General features: G+C 69.9%; 18 protein-coding genes. 7 read left to right on the top strand and 11 right to left on the bottom strand.

Annotated features, from left to right (window positions below; all coding sequences use genetic code 11):
- Positions 1-22 precede the first annotated feature (22 nt).
- The 5 genes from G6048_RS25970 to G6048_RS25950 all read right to left on the bottom strand — a co-directional run bounded on the left by G6048_RS25970 (position 23) and on the right by G6048_RS25950 (position 6,225).
- Entirely contained in the window at positions 23-1,003 is a 981-nt protein-coding gene (locus G6048_RS25970) for an alpha-ketoacid dehydrogenase subunit beta (protein WP_165342005.1), read from the bottom strand.
- Positions 991-1,986 (bottom strand): thiamine pyrophosphate-dependent dehydrogenase E1 component subunit alpha, encoded by a 996-nt coding sequence (locus G6048_RS25965; RefSeq protein WP_165342004.1) that lies wholly within the window; start codon positions 1,984-1,986, stop codon positions 991-993. Before G6048_RS25965 ends, G6048_RS25970 begins: the two co-directional genes overlap by 13 nt.
- Positions 1,983-3,320, bottom strand: coding sequence for a M24 family metallopeptidase (locus tag G6048_RS25960; RefSeq protein ID WP_165342003.1), 1,338 nt, complete (start codon positions 3,318-3,320; stop codon positions 1,983-1,985). The genes G6048_RS25965 and G6048_RS25960 overlap by 4 nt, the downstream gene beginning before the upstream one ends.
- A 42-nt stretch (positions 3,321-3,362) precedes the next feature.
- Positions 3,363-4,031: a helix-turn-helix domain-containing protein gene (locus G6048_RS51485; protein ID WP_165342002.1), complete on the bottom strand. Its 669-nt coding sequence runs from the start codon at positions 4,029-4,031 to the stop codon at positions 3,363-3,365.
- A 112-nt stretch (positions 4,032-4,143) separates the two neighbouring features.
- A complete protein-coding gene (locus G6048_RS25950; RefSeq protein ID WP_165342001.1) occupies positions 4,144-6,225 on the bottom strand; it encodes a pectinesterase family protein in 2,082 nt (693 codons plus the stop codon).
- A 160-nt stretch (positions 6,226-6,385) separates the two neighbouring features.
- Here G6048_RS25950 and G6048_RS25945 point away from each other — a divergent pair, with 160 nt between their 5' ends.
- A complete protein-coding gene (locus G6048_RS25945) occupies positions 6,386-7,093 on the top strand; it encodes an AAA family ATPase (protein WP_165342000.1) in 708 nt (235 codons plus the stop codon).
- Here the strand turns inward: G6048_RS25945 and G6048_RS25940 are convergent.
- Positions 7,073-7,849, bottom strand: a complete 777-nt coding sequence (locus G6048_RS25940) for an alpha/beta fold hydrolase (protein WP_165341999.1) — start codon at positions 7,847-7,849, stop codon at positions 7,073-7,075. The two genes, G6048_RS25945 and G6048_RS25940, sit on opposite strands and share 21 nt — an antisense overlap.
- Positions 7,850-8,048: 199 nt before the next feature.
- Between G6048_RS25940 and G6048_RS25935 the strand changes: the two genes are divergently transcribed.
- Genes G6048_RS25935 through G6048_RS25925 form a run of 3 tightly spaced genes read left to right on the top strand, consistent with a single transcriptional unit; the run spans position 8,049 to position 10,290 of the window.
- The gene (locus G6048_RS25935) at positions 8,049-8,759 is read left to right on the top strand and encodes a helix-turn-helix transcriptional regulator (RefSeq protein ID WP_165341998.1); all 711 of its coding nucleotides are present in this window, start codon (positions 8,049-8,051) and stop codon (positions 8,757-8,759) included.
- Positions 8,756-9,730 (top strand): pyridoxal-phosphate dependent enzyme, encoded by a 975-nt coding sequence (locus G6048_RS25930; protein WP_165341997.1) that lies wholly within the window; start codon positions 8,756-8,758, stop codon positions 9,728-9,730. Before G6048_RS25935 ends, G6048_RS25930 begins: the two co-directional genes overlap by 4 nt.
- Before the next feature lie 32 nt (positions 9,731-9,762).
- Positions 9,763-10,290, top strand: coding sequence for an NUDIX hydrolase family protein (locus tag G6048_RS25925; protein WP_165342022.1), 528 nt, complete (start codon positions 9,763-9,765; stop codon positions 10,288-10,290).
- Positions 10,291-10,326: 36 nt separating this feature from the next.
- On the opposite strand, the gene G6048_RS25920 is transcribed toward G6048_RS25925, so the two are convergent.
- Complete coding sequence (locus G6048_RS25920; RefSeq protein ID WP_408056174.1) at positions 10,327-11,076, bottom strand: ABC transporter ATP-binding protein; 750 nt, start codon at positions 11,074-11,076, stop codon at positions 10,327-10,329.
- Between the two features lie 49 nt (positions 11,077-11,125).
- Positions 11,126-12,376: an ABC transporter substrate-binding protein gene (locus tag G6048_RS25915; RefSeq protein WP_165341996.1), complete on the bottom strand. Its 1,251-nt coding sequence runs from the start codon at positions 12,374-12,376 to the stop codon at positions 11,126-11,128.
- Between the two features lie 174 nt (positions 12,377-12,550).
- Between G6048_RS25915 and G6048_RS25910 the strand changes: the two genes are divergently transcribed.
- Together G6048_RS25910 and G6048_RS25905 are read left to right on the top strand one after the other, a co-directional pair.
- Positions 12,551-15,298 carry an ABC transporter permease subunit gene (locus G6048_RS25910; RefSeq protein WP_165341995.1) on the top strand — a complete coding sequence of 916 codons (2,748 nt, stop codon included), beginning with the start codon at positions 12,551-12,553 and terminating at the stop codon, positions 15,296-15,298.
- A 223-nt stretch (positions 15,299-15,521) separates the two neighbouring features.
- Positions 15,522-16,391, top strand: coding sequence for a DUF2236 domain-containing protein (locus G6048_RS25905; protein WP_328826969.1), 870 nt, complete (start codon positions 15,522-15,524; stop codon positions 16,389-16,391).
- A gap of 65 nt (positions 16,392-16,456) precedes the next feature.
- Here G6048_RS25905 and paaZ read toward each other — a convergent pair whose 3' ends face one another.
- The gene (gene paaZ, locus G6048_RS25900; protein WP_165341993.1) at positions 16,457-18,031 is read right to left on the bottom strand and encodes a phenylacetic acid degradation bifunctional protein PaaZ; all 1,575 of its coding nucleotides are present in this window, start codon (positions 18,029-18,031) and stop codon (positions 16,457-16,459) included.
- Between the two features lie 236 nt (positions 18,032-18,267).
- On the opposite strand from paaZ, the gene G6048_RS25895 reads away from it, so the two are divergent.
- The gene (locus G6048_RS25895; protein WP_165341992.1) at positions 18,268-19,176 is read left to right on the top strand and encodes a PaaX family transcriptional regulator; all 909 of its coding nucleotides are present in this window, start codon (positions 18,268-18,270) and stop codon (positions 19,174-19,176) included.
- 92 nt (positions 19,177-19,268) lie between these two features.
- On the opposite strand, the gene fdxA is transcribed toward G6048_RS25895, so the two are convergent.
- Both fdxA and G6048_RS25885 read right to left on the bottom strand, forming a co-directional pair.
- Positions 19,269-19,610, bottom strand: a complete 342-nt coding sequence (fdxA, locus tag G6048_RS25890; RefSeq protein ID WP_165341991.1) for a ferredoxin — start codon at positions 19,608-19,610, stop codon at positions 19,269-19,271.
- Positions 19,611-19,632: 22 nt separating this feature from the next.
- Positions 19,633-20,658 carry an NAD(P)/FAD-dependent oxidoreductase gene (locus tag G6048_RS25885; RefSeq protein ID WP_165341990.1) on the bottom strand — a complete coding sequence of 342 codons (1,026 nt, stop codon included), beginning with the start codon at positions 20,656-20,658 and terminating at the stop codon, positions 19,633-19,635.
- Positions 20,659-20,752: the final 94 nt, after the last annotated feature.

Raw genomic sequence — 20,752 nt, 5'->3', positions numbered from 1 at the left:
CGGCCTTCCTCCCATGCTGTGTTCAGTACGCGGTGAGCCGCCGGACCGTCGTCACGACCTTGTCGGCGGTGGGGATGACCTGCTCTTCGAGCGCGTCCGCGAAGGGCAGCGGCACGCACTCGGCCGCGACCCGGCGTACGGGCGCGTCGAGGAGGCCGAATCCCTCATCGGCGACGACCGATACGAGGGTGCCGCCCCATCCGCCCTGGTAGGGGTTCTCCTCGACGGTCACGAGCCGCGAGGTCTTCGCAAGGGAACCGAGCACCGCGCGCGTGTCCAGCGGCACCAGGCAGCGCAGATCGATCACCTCGGCGTCGATGTCCTCCTCGGCCAGCCGTTCGGCGGCCGTCAGCGCCACGGGCACCATCGAGGCGAGGGCGACGAGCGTGACGTCGGCGCCTTCGCGTACGACGGCGGCCTGCCCCAGCTCGACGATGTGGTCCGGTGGCGCGGGCGGCCCCTTGGTCGCGAACAGTCCCTTGTGCTCGAAGAAGACCACCGGGTCGTCACTGCGGATGGCGGCGGCCATCATGCCGATCACGTCGGCGGGCGTGGCGGGTGCCGCGATCTTCAGTCCGGGGACGGTGAACGCCCAGTTCTCGGTGGCCTGGGAGTGCTGGGCGCCGAAGCCGAGACCGCCGCCGTTGGCCGTGCGGACGACGAGCGGCACGGTGACCTGACCGCCCGTCATGTATCGGACCTTGGGTATCTCGTTGGCGAGGTAGTCCCAGCAACAGGCCAGGAAGTCGGAGAACATGATCTCCGCGACGGGCCGCATCCCGGTCATCGCGGCGCCCATCGCCGCCCCGACGATGGCCTGTTCGGAGATCGGCGTGTCCCACACCCGCTCGGGCCCGAACTCCTTGTGCAGCCCGACGGTCGTCTTGAACACCCCGCCCGCCGCGCCGATGTCCTCCCCCAGGCAGACGACCGCGGGATCGCGCCGCATCTCGCGTGCGATGCCTTCGGCGACCGCTTCGCGATAGGTGATCACGTCCGCCACGCCGCACCTCCGTCGGCCCATACGTCGGTGAGCGCCTCCCGCGGATCGGGCGCGGGCGCCTGCTTCGCGGCCTCAACTGCCTGCTGTACGAGGCCGGTTGCGCGAGCGTCGGCTTCGGTGACCGCTTCCTCGGGGACGCCGAGTTCGGCGAGCCGCCCGCGGGCGAGGTCCAGCGGGTCGTGCTTCAGCCAGCGCTCGACCTCCTCGGCCGGCCGGTAGGTGGCCGGGTCGGTGCGGCTGTGGCCGAAGTGCCGGTAGGTCTGTGCCTCCAGCAGGCTGGGCCCGTCTCCCGCACGGGCCCGGTCCGCCAGCCGTGCCACCGCCTCCTGGACGAGGACCACGTCGTTGCCGTCGACGATCTCGCCGGGGATGCCGTACGCGGGCGCACGGTCCGCCGCGGGGTTCGCCACCGCGGTGACGTCGGCGATCGGCGTGTACTCCATGTAGAGGTTGTTCTCGCAGATGAACAGCACGGGCAGTTTCCATACGGCGGCCAGGTTCAGCGCCTCGTGGAAGGCGCCGATGTTGGTCGCGCCGTCGCCGAAGAAGGCCACCGCGATCTGCCCGGTGCCGCGCAGCCGGGCCGACCAGGCGGCGCCCACCGCCATGGGCAGATGGGCGCCGACGATGGCGTACGAGCCGAGCATGTTGTGCGACGCCTTGGTGAGGTGCATCGAGCCGCCCTTGGCCTTGCACAGGCCGGTGGCGCGGCTCATCAGTTCGGCGAGGCATTCCTCGGGGGTGGCGCCGCGGGCCAGGGCGTGGTGGTGGCCGCGGTAGGTCGCGAACACGTAGTCGTCGTCGCGCAGTGCCGCGCTCGCGCCGACGGCGATCGCCTCGTGGCCGGAGGCGAGGTGGGTGGTGCCCTTGACTAGGCCAGCCATGAACAGGTCGTGGGCGGCCTTCTCCGTACGCCGGATCACGGCCATCTGCTCGTAGAGCGCGAGGAGTTGACCCGCGTTCGTCGATGCCGCGCCGGTCATGACTCGCCCCTGCCCTCGGGGGTGTTGAGGTGGGACTGGGCCTCACGCCGGGTGTTGAGCGCGCCGCCGACCGTCCAGTACTTGCGGCCCGCGACGAGGAGTTCCTCGGCCGGGAACTTGGTGATCACCTCGCACCCGTCGGCGGTGACGACGACCTCCTCCTCGATCCGCGCCGCCGACCAGCCGTCCGCGGCCGGCCAGTACGTCTCCAGCGCGAACACCATGCCCTCTTCGAGGACTTCGGGATGGTCGAGCGAGACGAGGCGGCTGAAGATGGGCTTCTCCCAGATGGACAGGCCCACCCCGTGCCCGTACTGCAGCGCGAATGCGGCCGTCTCGTCGGGGAAGCCGAACTCCTCGGCGCGCGGCCACACTTGGACGATGTCGGCGGTGGTGGCGCCCGGCCGGACCAGGGCGATGGCCTCGTCCATGTAGGCGCGGCAGCGGACATACGCGTCGCGCTGCGCGGCGGAGGCGCTGCCGACGGCGAAGGTGCGGTAGTAGCAGGTGCGGTAGCCGAGGTGGCTGTGCAGGATGTCGAAGAAGGCGGGGTCGCCGGGGCGGATCAGGCGGTCGCTGTAGACGTGCGGGTGGGGTGAACAGCGCTCTCCCGAGATGGCGTTGACGCCTTCGACGTACTCGCTGCCCAGGTCGTAGAGGACCTTGCTGACGAGCCCGACGCACTCGTTCTCTCGCACACCGGGGCGCAGATAGCCGTACAGCTCCTCGTACGCCGCGTCGACCATCGAGCAGGCCTGGGTGAGCAGGGAGATCTCGTCGCCGGTCTTGATGCGGCGGGCCTCCAGGAAGACCTGCTGGCCGTCGACGACGTCGATACCCTCCTCCTTGAGGGCGTGCAGTACGGGCATCTCGGCCAGGTCGACGCCCAACGGCTCGCCCGCCAGGCCGTGTTCGCGCAGGATCTGGGCGATCTTGGCGGCGACGTCCTCGGCGATCCCGGCGGCCGGATGGAAGGCGCCGCGGAGGGTGGAGATGCCGGCGCGGGCTCCAGTGGGCGGGCCGCCCTTGCCGTCGCTGTAGTCCAGCCAGGGGTTGTAGAGCTGGTGGTGGCGGGCGGCGGAGCCGAAGTCCCAGACGACCGGTTCGCCGCCGCGGACGAGCAGCGCGAAACGGATCAGCTTGTCCATGGCCCAGGTGCCGATATGGGTGGACGACATATAGCGGATGTTGGAGAAGTCGAAGCTGAGCAGGGCGCCCAGCTCGGAACGATTCAGCGCGGCGTTCAACCGGGCAAGGCGCTCCTTGCGCAGCCGGTCGAGGTCGACGCGCTCTTCCCAGTCGACGGCGTTGGGCCCGAACGTACGGATCGCCATGGCGAACCTCCCCTTCGAGTGAACGACCGCCCGAGGAGAGTGTCAAGGCATACTGAACACAAACCAGACGCCGACGGCCGGTTCGTCGCCGTCGTTGCGATAGCGGTGCGGCGTCGTCGACTCGAAGGACACCGCGTCGCCCGGGCGGAGCGTGTACTCCTCGAAGCCGAGAGTGAGCACCAGCTCGCCGGAGGTCAGATAGCCGTACTCCGTGCCCGGGTGCCGCATCAGCCCGCCCGAGCCGGAGGAGGCGCCGCCGGGCCGGTAGGTCACCAGCAGAAAGTCGACGTCAGCGCCCGGAACATGACCGAGGCGCTCCCATACGACGCCCGAGTCGAGCTCAAGGACCTCCCGCTCCTCGGCCCTGACCAGCGGCCCGATCCGGTGGCCCGGGTCGGCGGCGAAGGCGGCGAGCGCGTGCAGGACGGTGCCGGGCGGACCGGCGACGGGCGAGGCGGGAGCCGGCGCCGGCGCGCTCTCCTCCCCGTCGAGGCCGTCGGAGCTGTCGAAGAGCGATTCGACGGGGATGGAGAGCGCGGTGGTGATCGCGTACAGCGTGCTGACGGACGGCTGGCTCTTCCCGGTCTCGATCTGCGAGATAAGGCTCGCGGACACGCCGATCTCCCGCGCCAGTCCGCGCAGGCTCATGCCCCGCGCGGTGCGCGCCTGCCGGATGCGCGCACCGACGGGCGGCACGACCACTGGGGACACGGCCGGCTCCTCTCACGGACATCGTTCGTTCCCACTGAACAGTTCCTAAGTTCCTATTGAACAGCGGGATCGAGCCGATGGGAGGGCCTGACCGAAAAGTGCCCCGCCTGTCCTACGAGGCGCTCGGCTTCCAGTCGCCCAGCCAGTCGCCGATCTCCTGGTCGGCGGCCTGGGCATCGGTCAGCTGGGGCCGGTCGCCACTCGCGGAGCCGGAGCCGGGGCCGGTGTTCTTGTACTCGGCGAACCGGTCGTCCTTCCACGAGAAGCCGCTCATGTCGGTCCACGGAGCGGACTTGATCGCGCTGCTCAGGGACGTGTTGCGGACCGTGGTCTGCGGGTCGAGAGCGGCGTCACCGCCCGCGTGCCAGGGGCGGCCCAGGTGGAAGCTGGAGGCGGACACATCGCCGTTGACGGTGCTGTTGGCAATCAGGATGCCCTTGCGGCCTGCGGCCGTACTGGGCGCCGTGACATACCCCGCCGAGTCGCCGTTCCACCGCTTCTTCAGCGTGATCACCGACTTGTTGATCACCGCGCTGGCCCGGCCGAAGATGAAGTCGACGTTCCCGACGATGTAGGAGTCGTTGACGTAGACCCGGCCGAGCTTGTCCTTGGACTGCGTGTCCAGCAGCAGCGTGTCCTGGTCACCGGTGACGATGACCCCGTCGAGGAAGATCTTGTCGGCGGCGGTGCGCAGGGCGACGGCCTGGTGTCCGTCCAGGCTCTGGTTCTTCGCCTCGTCGAAGTCGTTGGAGATGGTGAGGTTACGGGCCTGGAAGTTGTCGGCCTCGACGGCGACGCTCGCGCTTCCGCTGGTCCCGTAGTTCCCCGAACCGTCCGGCTTCGGCGTCCCCGAGGCGTTGTTGAAGACGATCACGGTGTCCTTGCGGCTGGCTCCCGTGCCCTGGAAGGTCACATGCGGCTTGTCGCGCGGGACCTTGACCAGTTCGCGGTAGGTGCCGGGCTTGATGGAGATGACGACCCGTGAAGTGTTGTTCGCCGGTACGGCGTTGACCGCGGCCTGGACGCTCTTGAACTGCCCGCTGCCGTCCTTGGCGACGGTGAGCGTGGTCGCGGCGGCGCCGGCCTTCGTCCCGGCACTCGCACTCGCCGTCGTACCGATTGAAGTCCTGGGCCCCGCACCAGACTTGAGCAGCGCCGGGACGTCGGCTGCCTTGTCGAGGCTGTACTTGTAGAAGCTCTTCGGGTCGAAAGCCGTGCCACCGCTCTCGTTACGGCCGCTGGTGCCGGAGAAGACGTTGCCGCGCTGGACCACTGCCGCGGTGCTGTCCTTGGTGACGGGGTTCTTGAGCCCCTCGAAGACGCTGTTCTCCAGCACCATCTTCGTCTTGCCGCGCGCGTAGTTGCCGTAGGACGTGGTGATGTCCGTGTTCGGCACGTCCTGCAGATAGTTGTTGTAGAGGTGCGCGTGGGCCACGTTGTCGGTGGACGGGTTGCGCTGCTCGGTCTCGCGGAACCAGTTGTGGTGGATCGTGAGGTCGGCGGTCGTGTTCTCGGTCCAGCCGATGCCGAAGGTCTTGTTGTTGTCGCTCAGCTTGTTCCAGGACACCGTCACGTTGGTGGTGTCCTTGCGGCTGTCGATCAGGCCGTCGGCCATGTGCCGCAGGTCGTTGTGGTCGATCCAGACGTGGTGCGCGCCGTCCATCTGGATGGCGTCGAAGTCGTGGTCCTTGTCGTTCCACTCACCGGCGTACGAGTCCCGGATCGTCAGGTTGCGGATGATGACGTTGTGGACGCCCTGGCCCAGGAAGAAGCCGCCGCCGACGATCTGCCCGGAGGTGCCCGAGCCCACGATCGTCTTGTCCGAGGCGACCTTGATCTCCTTGCCCTTGGGGTTCATGTTGATCGTGCCGGCCACGACGATGACGTACGGCTCCTTGGCCGTCGCGTACTTCTCCAGATCGGCGAGGGTCTTCACGGTGACGGTCTTGCCGTCCCGGCCGCCGTAAGTGCCCTTCTGCCCCTGCGAGTTGACCGACGCGAAGCCGTCGGCGACGTCATCGGCCCACGCCGGGGCCGCGGTCGCCGCCGAGGCGCTGCGCTGCGCGTCCTCGCCGAACACACCCAGATCCGTGCCGTACGCCATGCCCGCCGCCGCGGCCACCGCAATCGGGATCCCGATCGACAGACCGACCTTGCGCCTGCGGTGCCGCGCCTTCTGCTGCTTCGCTTCCATTACTTCAACCGCCCTGGTGACATGAAGTCGTGCATTGCCGCAAGGCAGTTGCCGCTCTGGGTGAAGAGGTTGCCGCATTTCCTGCCGCGAAATTTTCGACACGTCCTAGCCGCGCGGAGGGCATCGGCGCCCTGTCAGTGCCCCATGAGAAACTCGGCGTGTGATCGTCGAACGCGCGTACGCACATGTGCCCACGTACGAGGCTGACAAGTGGCCCTGGTCCGTGCCCTGTGTTCGTCGGCTTCTGGCGGACGGGCTGCGGTTCACCGCTCCGGTGACCTTCCTGGTCGGGGAGAACGGTTCGGGCAAGTCGACACTGGTCGAGGCCCTGGCGGAGGGCTTCGGGCTGGACTCCTGGGGCGGCTCGCACGACTGGCGTTATGCGAGCCGCCGCGGCAAGTCGGTGCTGGGTGAGCGGATCCGGTTCGACGCGGCGCCGGGCGGACGGCGCATGCTGGGCAGTTGGTCCGCCCGCAAGGGGTTCTTTCTGCGGGCCGAGACGGCGATGGACGCACTGCGCCGGGAAGGGTTCACTCCGGATTCCGTCAGCCACGGCGAGGGCTTTCTGGCGGCGTTCCGGGGGAAGTTCCTCCAGCCCGGGCTGTATGTGATGGACGAGCCGGAGGCGGCGCTGTCGTTCTCGTCCTGCCTCGAACTGCTCGGCCATATCGACCAGTTGACGCAGCAGGGCGGCCAAGTCATCTGCGCCACCCACTCTCCGCTGCTGACGGCGCTGCCCGGTGCGGACATCGTCGAGGTCGGCGAGCACGGCATGCACCGGATTCAGTGGGACGAACTCGCCCTGGTCGACCACTGGCGCCGCTATCTCACCGACCCGCAGGCCTATCTACGGCATGTCCTCGACTGACCGCCCGTCAGCCGCCTCCACCCAGAACCGCTCCAACACGGCAGCCGCGGTGTCGGGGTCCTCCAGCATCCACCAGTGGCCCACTCCCTCGAGCCGCTCGGTGCGGGCGCCGAGGCGGGCGGCCGTCTCGTCGGAGGCCGCCAGGTCGTCGAAGGGGTCGAGCACGGCCTGGAGTACGAGCCCCGGCGCGGAGGCGGGCCCGGAGAACTCTGCCGTCGCGCGGGCATACGGGTTGGGCATCGCCGAGCGATAGAGGGCCAGGATGCACGCGGCCATGGTGGCGTCGAGCCGCTCACCCAACGCTTCGGCGTCCTCGGCGGGCACACCGGCCCCCTTGAGCTGCGCCGCGGGGCTCTCCGGGCTGCCCGGAGCGGCCTCGACCGATGCCTTGGCCCACTGCTCTCCCGCTCCCGGCGTCTGCCAGAGCTGAGCGAACTCATGCCAGACGTAGTCCGGGTGCAGGATCCCGGCCACGTCCATCGCCCAACTCCGCACGGGAAGAGCGGAGTTCGCGGCGGCCCGCGCCACGAACAGCGCACCCCAGTCGTGCCCGACCAGGTCGATCGGCCCGTCGACCTCGCGCAACGCCCGCTCCAGCCACTGGCCGTACTCGTCCATGGTCGCCCCGAAACCGTTCGGAGTCGGCACGCCGAACCCCGGCAGATCCAAGGCGATCGAGTCGGTCGAGAGGCGCGCACGAAGCCGGTCCCACAACTGACCGGTCTCGGGCACACCGTGAACGAACACTGCGGTCATGTCGACCCTTTCCCCGGTCCACCGTCCCGTACGGGGACCGCGACTACACACCGTAGGCCCCCACATGCGATCCCCACCGGCACATCTGGAGGGACGGCCGGATGAGCACCGTACGAAATCGACTCTGGATGTGTAGTCTAGGAACTGGACTGGAAGTCCAGACCCGATAGGCCCCTCCATCCAGAACCTGGAGCACGCGATGTCCGCCACCGACGAGCAGGACGCGATCATCGCCGCGCTCACCCCCGTCATCGACGGCATCGCGGCGACACTCGGCTCGTTCTGCGAGGTGGTCGTGCACGACTTCCGGCGGCCGGAGAAGTCCGTGGTCGCCATCGCGGGCTCGGTGACCGGGCGCGCCGTCGGCGGGGCGATGAGCGAGATCGGAATGGGCATCCTGGCCCGTGGCGACGAGGCGAGCGACGAGTTGAACTACCTCACCCGCACCCCGACAGGGAAGATCGTCAAGTCGTCGACGATGGTGCTGCGCGACTCCACCGGCACGGTGTTCGGCGCCCTGTGCGTCAATCTCGACATCACCGCCGTCAATCAGGCGCACGCCCTGATCGGCGAGCTCGCGGGTGTCGCCGCCGGACCGGCCGTGCCGACCACGACGTTCGGCAACGACATCGGCTCCGTCGTGGACGCCATCGTCGACAGCCATCAACTGCGGCAGAACAAGACCTGGTCGGAACTCGACCGCGCCGGCCGCCTCGAGTTGTTCCGCAGCCTGGACGAGCGCGGCGTCTTCGCCGTACGACGCGCGGTCGAGCAGGTCGCCACCCGGCTCGGCATCTCGCGCGCCTCCGCCTACAACTACCTCTCCGACGCCAGAGCGGCGCCTCCCGTGTCCACGGCCGACGGAACCGAGCCCGACACCACACACCACCCCGACGGAGCGAAGCCATGACGCACACTCCCCCGGTCAACCTCGACGACGTCCGCGACGCCGCCGCGCAGATCAAGGGCGTGGCCCACCGGACCCCCGTACTGCGTTCGCGCACGCTAGACGCGCTCGTCGGCGCCCAGGTCTTCCTGAAGTGCGAGAACTTGCAGCGCATCGGCGCGTTCAAGTTCCGCGGCGCCTACAACACCGCGTCCCGCCTGTCGCCAGAGCAGCTGGCCAAGGGCATCGCCGCGTACTCCTCGGGTAACCACGCCCAGGCCGTCGCCCTCGCCGCACGGGAGTTGGGCACGACCGCGGTGATCCTCATGCCGGAGGACACGCCGCAGTCCAAGCTGGATGCCACCGCCGGTTACGGCGCGGAGATCGTCACGTACGACCGCTACACCGGCGACCGTACGGCCATCGGCAAGGCCCTCGCCGCCGATCGCGGCCTTGCGCTCATCCCGCCGTACGAGCATCCGCAGGTGATCGCGGGACAGGGCACCGCGGCCCTCGAACTGATCGAGGAGGCCGGGGAGTTGGATGCTCTGATCACGCCCGTCGGCGGGGGCGGGCTGATCGCGGGCAGCTCCACCGCGGCCAAGGGCCTGCACAGCGGGATCCGGATGATCGGTATCGAGCCGGAGGCCGGGGATGACACCAAGCGGTCCCTCGAGGCCGGTCGGCGCGTCTCCATCCCGGTGCCGCGCACGATCGCCGACGGCCAGGCCATCGAGACCCCAGGCGAGCTGACGTTCTCCGTCAACCAGCGCCTGGTCGACGACATCTTCCTGGTGACCGATGACGAGATCCGTGACGCGATGCGGTTCGCCTTCGAGCGACTGAAGATCATCGTCGAGCCCAGTGGCGCCACTCCACTGGCGGCCCTGCTGGCCGGTCGCGTCGAGCGGCTCCCGTCCCGCGTCGGCGTGATCATCTCCGGCGGCAATATCGGCGTCCGGCGCTTCGCAGAACTGTGCGGGAGCGGAAGCTGAGTGGCGGAAAGTATGATCAGCGAATGTCTGACATGACCGAAACCACGCCCGGCTGGCTGAGTCCCGACGAACTCGAGCATGCGCGCGCCCGTATGCCGATCCTGTACGTCGAGGCCGTACCCGTGAGAGTCGACGACAGCGGCGAAGTCACCAGCATCGGGCTCCTGCTGCGCATCGGGCCGGACGGAACGGTCAGCCGCACCCTCGTCTCCGGCCGCGTACTGCACCACGAACGCGTCCGGGACGCCCTCCTGCGCCACCTGGAGAAGGACCTCGGCCCGATGGCACTGCCCCAGGTGCCGGCATCCCTGCAGCCCTTCACCGTCGCCGAGTACTTCCCGACGCAGGGGTTCACGCCGTTCCACGACCCGCGCCAGCACGCGGTCGCCCTCGCCTACATCGTCCCGGTGACCGGCGACTGCCGTCCCCGCCAGGACGCGCTGGACCTGGTCTGGTTCAGCCCGCAGGAGGCCGCGGCGGAGCTGGTCAGGACCGAGATGCCGGGCGGGCAGGGAGTGCTTCTGCAGCAGGCCCTCGCCCATGTCGGCTGCCTGCCATAAAGGATGCCGCGACGCCCTGAAGGATCCCGAGAGCGTTTACATGGACGCCGAAGTCCCCGGCCGGGCGAGGTAGGAGGACTCGACGGCGTCCAGGTTCTCGCGGAGCTCCCGCGGGGTGCCGGTCATCTCGATGCGGCCCCGGCGCAGCACGTACACCCGGTCCGCGATGTCCAGCACCTTGCGTACGTGCTGCTCGACCAGCAGCGCCCCGAGGCCCCGGTCGGCGGCTTCGCGTACCGCGCGCAGCAGACGCTCGACCACCAACGGGGCGAGCCCGAGCGACAGTTCGTCGGCGAGGAGCAGCCGGGGCGACCGGCACAGGGCGCGCGCCAGTGAGAGCATCTGCTGCTCGCCGCCGGAGATCATGCCCGCCCCGGTCCTGAGCCGTTTCTCCAGTTCGGGGAAGAGCTCCAGGGCACGGGCCGTCTCCACCCGGCCGACCCGCAGGTTCTCGGCCACATCGAGCCGGGTGAAGACCGCGCGCTCACCGACGTAGGCGAGGCCCTGCCGGGCCCGGCGGTGCAGCGGCGCCCGGCCCACACCGCCCAGCCAGCGCACCTCGCCGCTCATCGGCGCCAGATCGCCGGCGAGCACCCGCAGCGTCGTCGTCTTGCCCGCCCCGTTGGGCCCCAGCAGCGCGACGACCTCACCGGGCCGCACCTCGATGTCGAGGTCACGCACGACGGGCTGGGTGCCGTACCCGGCGGACAGGGCGCGGGTCGCGATCAGGGCTTGACCGGACGCCTCGGGCGAGGCGCCGGTGCGGTCGGGTGCGCTGGTGGCCACAGGACTTCTCCTTCCGTAATTGCCGCTTTCGCGGACAGTGCGGTTTCGTTCAGCCGGACGACGCGGCCGTCAGGGCCTTTCGCATGTCGACGAAGTCCGACCCCGACTCGGCCCACTCGATCTTGCCGTCCTTCAGCACCAGCTCAGTGGCGGTGGTGTTGTGGATCCGGTTCAGCCCCTTCATCGGCAGCGCGGTCGCGTCCGTCCAGGTAAGCGGCGGAGTCAATCCCCCCGTGTCGATGCCCTTCGACGTGTTGAGCTCCTTCACCAGGGCCTTGGAGGTGATCTCCGGCAGCTTCCCGGCCGCCTCGCTGAAGACCTTGAACGCCACCCAGGTCGTCGCGTTGGCCCCGTTGGAGAGGTCGACATCCTTGCCTTCGAGGGCGGAGACGGCGTCCTTCCAGGCGGGGTCGGAGAGGGGCGGGTAGTAGCCGGTGATGGCGGAGCCGTCCAGCGGGCTGCCGCTGCCGCCGGTGGTCGCGGCCAGCTCGGGGGTGAGGTTGCCGACGACGCTGCCGAGTTCGGTCTTGGCGCCGGACTGCACATACGCCTTCACGAACAGGTCCGAGTGCGTGCCCAGGATGACGCTCACGCAGTCGCTGTCCCTGGTCGCGGCGGCCACCTGCGGGGCGAGGTCGGTGGCGGTCACCGGCACCTTCAGGTCCTTGGGCGGCTTACCGCCGGCGGAGGTCGCGCCGAGGCCGAGGAACTGGCTGACGATCGCTGCGGCGGCGACGTCGTAGCGCACCCCGGAGATCTTCTCGCAGCCCGCCTCCACCAGTTGCTGTCCGTGCGCGGCGAAGACCACGGGGGTGCCGCCGTTGACCGGGAAGGACAGCGGGTTGGAGAACTCCGCGGCCGACACTCCGGTCCCGCCGATGTAGGGGATGCCGGCCTTTTCGAGGATCGGCATGTAGCGGTCTCCGGCGAGGCTGTACGAGCCGACCACCGCGACCACTTTCTCGCTGACCGCCTGCTGGGCGCAGTTCTCGGCCTCGTCGGGGTCGTTCTTCTCGTTGCAGGTGAGGACCTTGAGCGGGCCGCCCTTGATGCCGCCGTTCGCGTTGATCCACTTCTCGTACGCCTGGGCTGTGATCCGGACGCCGGGCTGTGCGCTGCCCTGGGTGTTCTCCGGTGCCCAGACCATCACCTTGACCGGTGCGCCGGTCAGTGCGGACGCGGCGGCCGCGCTGCCGGTGGGCTCCTCCTCGGCACCACCGCCGCAGCCGGCGGCGAGCAGGGCTCCGGTCATCGCGAGACAGCTCGCTGCGGTACTTCTGCGTCGGCGTGGGTTGTTCATGTTTCCTCCGCGAAGACTCGCGCCCCGGACGGGCGACGTTGAAGACGCGACCAGCATGGAGCGCGAAGTGTGGTTAGAGAAGTACTCTTGCCACAATTATTTAAATAAATGTGCTGTACGGTCTTGCCGCAGCATCGGGCGTTCGCTACTCATGGAGCCCTGGAGGTTCATCTGGTGGACGACATCCTGCGCTTCGCGCTTCTGGGCCTCGGGCTCGGTGCGCTCTACGCGCTCACCGCACAAGGCATCGTGCTGATCTACAGAGGCTCCGGCGTCCTGAACTTCGCGCATGGCGCGATCGGGATGACCGCCGCCTATGTGCAATGGGAGCTCGCCACGCAGCACGGCGTGCCCTACTGGACCGCCGTCGGGTGCGGGGTCCTGGTGGCCGGGCTGCTGGGGGTGCTCACTCATCTGCTGGTGATGCGCCCGCTGCGCCGGGCCTCCTCACTGGCCCGGCTGGTCGGCACCCTGGCGGTGTTCATCGTGCTCACCGCCGCCGCCGTGAAACGGTACGGCGACAGCGTGCAGCTCGTGCCCGGCAAACTGCCCTCCGACCTGGTGGAAGTGGCCGGGGCGACGGTGTCCGAGGACCGGATCTGGCTGCTCGCCATCGCGATCGCCATCACCGTCGCGCTCCATCTCCTCTACAAGCGCAGCCTGTTCGGGCTCGGCACCACGGCGGTCGCGGAGAACCAGAGCGCCGCCTCCTCGCTCGGCTGGTCCGCGGATCTGATCGCCGCCGCCAACTGGGGGCTCGGCTCGGCACTCGCGGGGCTGACCGGCATCCTGATCGTTCCGGTCATCGGCCTGTCCGTGAGCGGCCTGACCACGCTTCTGCTGAGCGCGCTGGCCGCCGCCCTGGTCGGCAGGTTCTCCTCGTTCCCCGTCACCCTGGCGGGTGGCCTCGTCATCGGCATCGTGCAGTCCGAACTGACCCGCTTCGGCACGGACGTCACGGGCCTCGCCGGGTCGGTGCCGTTCCTCGTCATCGCCGTGGTCCTGGTGGCCCGCGGCCGGGCGCTGCCGCTGCGCGGCACGTTCCTCGACCGGCTGCCGGCGCTCGGCACCGGACGCGTGCGGCCGGTGGCACTGGCGGTCGCCGTCGCGGTCGCCCTGCTGCTGGTGGCGCTGTCGACGCCACAGTGGGCCGACGCGATCACCAACACCCTGGTGCTCTCCCTGATCATCCTGTCGATCGTGGTGGTCACCGGCTACGCGGGACAGGTCTCCCTCGCGGCGTACGCCCTCGCCGGAACCGGCGCCTTCATCGCGGGGCACGCGGTCGCCGACTGGGGCTGGCCCTTCGAACTCGCCCTGTTGGCAGGCGTGTTGGGGACCGTACCGATCGGCCTCCTGTTCGCGCTGCCCGCGGTCCGCACCCGTGGAGTCAACCTCGCGATCATCACCCTCGGCCTCGGCACGACGCTGGAGGTGATGGTCTTCCAGAACACCGACCTGGCCACCACCCCCGGCAGCGACGGCATCGCGGTGGGCAAGCAGACACTCTTCGGTATCGACATCTCCGGTGTCGACCATCCACAGCGGTACGCGGCCCTGGTGCTGCTCCTCTTCGTCGGAGCCGCGCTGGTGGTGGCCAACCTCCGGCGCAGCCGGACCGGCCGCCGGCTGATCGCGGTGCGCGCCAACGAGCGGGCCGCCGCCGCTCTCGGTATCGGCGTCCGCGCCACGAAGCTGTACGCGTTCGGGGTGTCGGCGGCGATCGCCGCGCTCGCCGGGGTCCTCACCGGCTTCCGCTCGACCTCGGTGGTCTTCACCGACTTCGCGAGCTTCGACTCCATCACCGCGCTCGGCCTCGCCGTCATCGGCGGCGTCGGCTTCCTCGTGGGCCCGCTGTTCGGCGCCACGTTCGCCGCGGGCACGGTCGGCGCCCGCTTCGGGGATCTGGTGGTGCCGGGGCTGAGCGAGTGGATGCCGCTGATCGGCGGGATCATCCTGCTGCTCACCCTGGTGGGCAACCAGGACGGCATCGGGCAGGGGCTCGGCAAGCAGACGGCGGCAGTCGAGCGCAAGCTGCTCCGGAAGCGCTCCGACGACCGGGCGGCGGGCCCGCAGGCGACGCCTCCCGAGTCCGTGCCGGACGCCCACCGTGCGGCGCCCCTCCCCCTCCGCGTCACCGGCCTGACCGTGCGCTACGGCGGTGTCGTCGCCGTCGACGACCTCTCCTTCGCCATCGAGCCCGGCCGGGTCACCGGCCTCATCGGCCCGAACGGCGCGGGCAAGACCTCCGCCATCGACGCGGTCACCGGCTTCACCCGGCCCGCCTCCGGGGCCGTACACCTCGGCGACCGGGACCTGACCGGCACCTCCGTGCACCTGCGCGCCCGCGCGGGCCTGAGCCGGTCCTTCCAGTCACTGGAACTCTTCGAGGACATGACCGTCCTGGACAACCTGTACGCCGCCTGCGACCGGCCCGGCCCGTGGACGTACCTCAAGGATCTGATACGTCCCGGAAGCCGCCCTCTGCCCGGCCAAGTGCTCGTCGCGGTGCGGGAGTTCGGGCTCGAGAGCAGCCTGGACCGTTCGGTGGGCGACCTCTCGTACGGGGAGCGACGGCTGCTGGCCATCGCCCGGGCGGTGGCGACCTCACCGTCCGTCCTCCTGCTCGACGAGCCGGCGGCCGGCCTTTCGGACGACGAGACCCGCGAACTGGCCCGCCTGGTACGGCGGCTCGCCGAGGAGTGGGGTATGGGGGTACTGCTCGTCGAGCACGACGTCGACATGGTCATGAGCGTCTGCGACCAGGTCGTCGTCCTCGACTTCGGCCGCCGGATCAGCGTCGGCACCCCGGACGAGGTACGCGCCGATCCGGCCGTGCGGGCGGCCTACTTGGGCGACCTGTCGCCGGAGGAGGCCGAGGAAGCGGTGCCCGGGGCGGAGGGGGATCCGGTGAGCGCTTAGGTGCGCGCGCAGGCGGTGGACACCGAGGCCACCGCCTGCGACGGGTCACGGACCAGCCGCAGGCCTCACCCGAGCTTGATCGTGATCTAAATCACGGCGAGCCCTGGCATCGGGAAGCGGAAGCCCGAGCGTCCTCTCAGCCATATTCCGACAGGAGCCACGGCGGTACAGCCGCCTGGCTACGAGGCTGGGGGAACCAACGTTGCGCCGTGGATACACGTGGGTGGACCGCGAACTGGCTCGAATGGACCCGGAGACCGACTGGGAGCGGATGATCTCCCTCTACGTCAGCCACCGCGTCCCAGAGTTCGCCCTGGCGATGATGGTCTATCCGGGCACCATGCGCATGATGCAGCCGAGTATGGGGGCCGCCACCCTGGCCCACACCTCGAAGCTGGAGACGAGACCCATCCGGCGTTTCCAGGACGGCAACGACTTCCTGATGGCCTGGATGGTGGACGGCTTATCCAGCGCGGCGGGCCGCAAGGCCGCCGCACGGCTGAACCGCATCCACCTGAGCGTAGCCCGCAGAACCCCGCACCTGCCCGGCAACTTCGACCACATCGACGACTTCGTCTATCCCCTGGTCCTGCTGGCCACGTTCGGCGACCGCCTGCAGACCTCGCTCGGCCTGCCCGGCATGAGCGAACACATGAAGATCGCGTGGCACCCCTGGGCGCAGGCACTCTTCCGCCTTCTGGAACGCGAGTCCGGCCCCTTGGCCGACGAGGCGTTCCCGGAGGACTGGAACGCGATGACCGAGTTCGCCTTGAAGTTCGACTCCCGTCCGTACCAACAGACAGAGTCCGGCCATCGTGTGGCGACCGCGATGATGGACTTCTTTGCCGAGCGCTGGTTCCCTGCACCCTTCCGGGCGTTCGGCAGGGACCTGACCCGGTACCTCGCCGGCGAGCGGGTCTGCCGACTCCACCGGATCGGCTGGATCAGCCCCCGCCGCGAGCGTGTCGTCCGCCTCTTCCTGAAGTCCGCGTTCCGCGCTCAGCGCCTTCTGCCCGACTACCGCACACCGCTTCCCGAGCGCCTCCAGCGGACCCGGCGCACCAAGGCACAACTCAAGAAGCTTGAGCCCTAAGGGAGTTGAGGGTCTGGGGGCGAGCTTGTCGAGATCGGCCATGGTGTTACGCCTCGGCCTGAGGCTCAGCGGTCATGACCGGGCGGAGGCCCGGTGAGTGTCGAGAGGAGGGCGGGCGGGCCCTGGACGGCGGTGCGCTGCATGTGGTGCAGCACGCCGCGGATGCCGCCGAGTTCCTCGCCGCCGCCCGCCCGGCCGGGGCCGCCGTGCACGGCGTGCGGGAGCGACGAGCCATGGCCGGTGGACTCCCCGGCATCGGTGCGGTCGAGGAGCAGCAGGCGACCGTGCCAGGGGGCGGCCCCGAGTACGGCCTCGCGGGCGAAGCCGGGGTCGTGGGTGACGACCGAGCCGACGAGGCTGCCCTCGCCGCGTGCGGCCAGCGTGACCGCGTGGGCGGCGGTTCCGTCGTACGGCAGCAGGGTGCTGACGGGGCCGAACGCCTCGACCTCGTGCGGCTCGGCCCGGTCGGGGTCGTCGCAGCGCAGAAGCAGCGGCGGGAGGAAGGCGCCGCGTTCCCGGTCACCGTCCAGGACTTCGAACCGGTCCGGGTCGCCGTGGACGAGGCGGGCCGCCGCCGTGAGCGCCTTGAGCGCGCGCAGCACCTCCTCCCGCTGCCCGAGGCCGGCCAGAGGGCCCATGGTGACCGTGGGATCGGCGGGGTTGCCGACACGCAGGTCGGCCAGCTCGGCGCAGACAGCTTCCTGTACGGCGTCGATGAGTCCGGCGGGCACCAGAGCGCGGCGGATCGCGGTGCACTTCTGCCCGGCCTTGACGGTCATCTCGGTGACCAGGGTCTGCGTGAACAGGTCGAACTCGGGGGTGCCGGGCCCGGCGTCCGGGCCGAGAACTGCGCAGTTCAGGGAGTCGGCTTCGGCGTTGAAGCGGACGGCGCGGCCGGCGACGGCCGGGTGGCTGCGCAGGGTGCGGGCGGTCGCGGCGGATCCGGTGACGCTGAGCACGTCCTGTCCCGTGAGCGCGTCGAGGATGCCGTCCGGTGGGGCGCAGATCAGCTGGACGGCGCCTTCGGGGAGGATGCCGGACTCGATGATGCGGCGGAACACCAACTCCGTCAGATAGGCGGTCTGGCCCGCGGGTTTCACCACGGACGGCAGGCCCGCCAGCAGAGCCGGCGCGAGCTTTTCCAGCATGCCCCACACGGGGAAGTTGAACGCGTTGATCTGCACGGCCGCGCCCTGCCGCGGCACATGGACGTGGCGTAGCGCGAAGGTGCCCTGTTTGCCGATCGGTTCCATGTCGCCGTCGGGCAGGACATGACCATCGGGCAGCTCTTTGGTGCCCTTGCCGCCGTAGACGAAGAGCACCCCGATGCCGCCGTCGACATCGAGCACGGAGTCGCGGCGGGTCGCTCCGGTGCGGGTGGACAGTGCGTGGAACTCGTCCGTGTGCGCGGCGAGTTGCTTGCCGAGCGCCTTGAGCAGGCCGGCGCGCTGGTGGAAGGTCAGCTCGCGCAGGGCCGGGCCGCCCACCTCCCGCGCATGGCGCAGCGTGGCGGCGGCGTCGACGGCTCGCTCCGAGAGCCGGGCCACCTCGACGCCGGTCGCCGCGTCCAGCAGGGGACGCCCCTCGTCGGATGCCTCGTACCAGTCACCGGCGAGGTAGCTGTGCAGTTTCGCGGCCACGGCGGGTCCACCTTTCGCGTCCCGGTCGGCGGCCCGCCGACGCGACAGACACTCTACTAATAATTTCTGTAACGACAAGATATTGTGTAAGGAAGGGCGAGACCTCCAGAGAGGCGCGGCTCCGGGCCGTACTGCCGGAGCGCCCTGGATACGCTGATGACGTCGATGTCACGCGGTCGATGTCACGTGACGGCGTGATACATCGGATCGGACGGCAGCAAGGGAAGTGAAGGACGATGGTGGATCGTGCGGCGCGCGGACCGGGCCGGAGGGTGCGCCCCGACCGGGCCGCGGCGGGGAGCGCACGGCCGGTGGTCAGCCGGCGCCGGGAGGTCGGTGACGTCAGTGCGCGGTCGCTGCTGATGACCATGCTCGGCGAGTACGTACTGCCCAAGGGCACCCCGGTGTGGACCTCCGCGCTGGTGGACGCGCTGGCGATGTTCGGTGTCGAGGAGAAGTCGGCCCGCCAGTCGCTCGCCCGGACCGCGGCAGAGGGCTGGCTGGCCTCCGAGCGGATGGGACGCCGCGTCCGCTGGGCGCTCACCCCGCCGGGGCGGCGGATGCTGACCGAAGGCGCGCAGCGCATCTACGACTTCGGCAGCGGGGAGCACACCTGGGACGGCACCTGGCTGGTGGTCCTCGTCTCCGTGCCGGAGGCCAAGCGGGATCTGCGGCACCGGGTGCGCACCCGGCTCACCTGGGCCGGCTTCGGCTCTCCGGAGCCCGGGGTGTGGATCACGCCCCACGCCGACCGTGAGGCGGAGGCGCTCGGCGTCCTGAAGGAACTCGGACTCGCCGACGACGCGATGTCCTTCACCGCCACGTACGGCGCTGTGGGCAGTGAGGCGGCCATGGTGGCCCGAGCCTGGGACCTCAGCGAGGTGGAGGACCGCTACGAGGCGTTCATCGACGAGTTCACCGGGCTGCGCCCCGCTGACGGTGACGCCGTCCTGCACGCACAGACCATGCTGGTGCACGAGTGGCGCCGCTTCCCCTTCCTCGATCCGCGGCTCCCGTCGAAGCTGCTGCCTCCGGGCTGGAGCGGGGCCAAGGCAGCCGACCTCTTCCACAGCAGGCACGCCGAGTGGAATCCGGTCGCGCTGCGGCGCTGGGAGGAACTGGCCGAGGGGCACGGCGAGAAGTGAGAGCGCGCGGAAGACCTTGACCGCGTTGCCGGACAGGACGTGCGCGTCGACCACATCTCGCCGTCGATCACGGCGCCTCCCTCACAGGGTGCTCAGCCGCGTGGGTCGTACCCGGCGACGAGTTCGGTGTCCGTGCCGACCGGGCCGTGGCCGGCGGCGCCGCCCGGCAGGCCGATCGGCTCGTCGCGGCCGGGCAAGGGGGCGGTGAAGAACCGCTTGTTGTCGGCGACGAAGTCCTTCAACTCCGGTGGCACCCTGCGGTCCTGGGAGATCGCCTCGACCGGGCAGACGGGTTCGCAGTTGCCGCAGTCGATGCATTCCATCGGGTTGATGTAGAGCTTGCGGTCGCCCTCGTAGATGCAGTCGACCGGGCATTCCTCCATGCAGGAGCGGTCCATGATGTCGATGCACGGCTCGGCTATGACGTAGGGCATGGATGATCGGTCCTCTTCGGTGCTACGCGGCGGCGGGGGCCGCTGTGGGGACGTCGGTGGAGTGGCCGGGGAACACCGGCTGTTCGGGGTCGATGTGGTGCGCGGCGTTGTTGACGGCGGTCGCGGCCTCGCCGAAGCCGACCGCGATCAGCCGTACCTTGCCGGGGTAGTCGTTGATGTCCCCGGCCGCGTAGATCCCGGGGACGGACGTCCGCATCGCCGGGTCGACCGGGATGTGGCGCCGGTGGGCGATGTCGATGCCCCAGCCGAGCAGCGGGCCGAGGTTGGCGGTGAAGCCGAGGGCGGCGATGATCCCCTGGCAGGGCAGGCGGTACGTCTGCCCGTCGCGCCGGGTGATCTCCACGGCCTCGATGTCCCTGCCGTCCCCGCCGTCGCCGATGACCTTCGTCAGCTCGGCTTCGGTGAGGATCTCCACGCCCGCGGCCCGTACGGCGGCCACGGTGGCCGGGTGCGCGCGGAAGGTGTCGCGGCGGTGGACCAGGGTCACGGAGGCGGCCAGCGGGTGCAGGGTGAGTGCCCAGTCGAAGGCGCTGTCACCGCCCCCGACGATCACCACGTCCCGGCCCGCGTAGTCGTCCGGCCTGCGCACGAAGTACGCCAGACCGGCTCCCTCGTACGCGGCGGCGGCCGGCAGAGGGCGGGGCGTGAAGGTGCCGATGCCGCCGGTGACGATCACGGCCCTGGCCCGCACGCGCGCCCCTTGGTGCGTGGTCACGACGAAGGCACCCTCCGTGGTCCGCTCCATCGTCTCGGCCCGGTGGCCGAGCAGGTAGCACGGGTCGTACGGTGCGGCCTGCTCAAGGAGCCGGTCCACGAGCTCGCGTCCCCGTACCGCCGGGAATCCGGCGATGTCGAAGATCTGCTTCTCCGGGTACATGGCGTTGATCTGGCCACCGGGCTCGGGCAGCGAGTCCAGCACCGTCACCGACAGACCGCGGAAACCGGCGTAGTAGGCGGCGAACAGGCCGGTGGGGCCGGCTCCCACGATGAGCAGGTCCGTGTGGCGATCCGCAGGGGGCGGGGGCATGCGCGGTTCTCCTTCGGGATGATCAGCCCCTTGGGGTCCCTCCGCTCGAGCGAAGCCGAGAGTGGGGGAGGGTAGGGGCTGTCTCTTATACACA

This window comes from Streptomyces ureilyticus, from assembly GCF_011045025.1.
Lineage (GTDB): Bacteria > Actinomycetota > Actinomycetes > Streptomycetales > Streptomycetaceae > Streptomyces > Streptomyces ureilyticus.
Note: the sequence above shows the minus strand (reverse complement) of the source record. Positions and strands in the feature narration are given on the sequence as shown.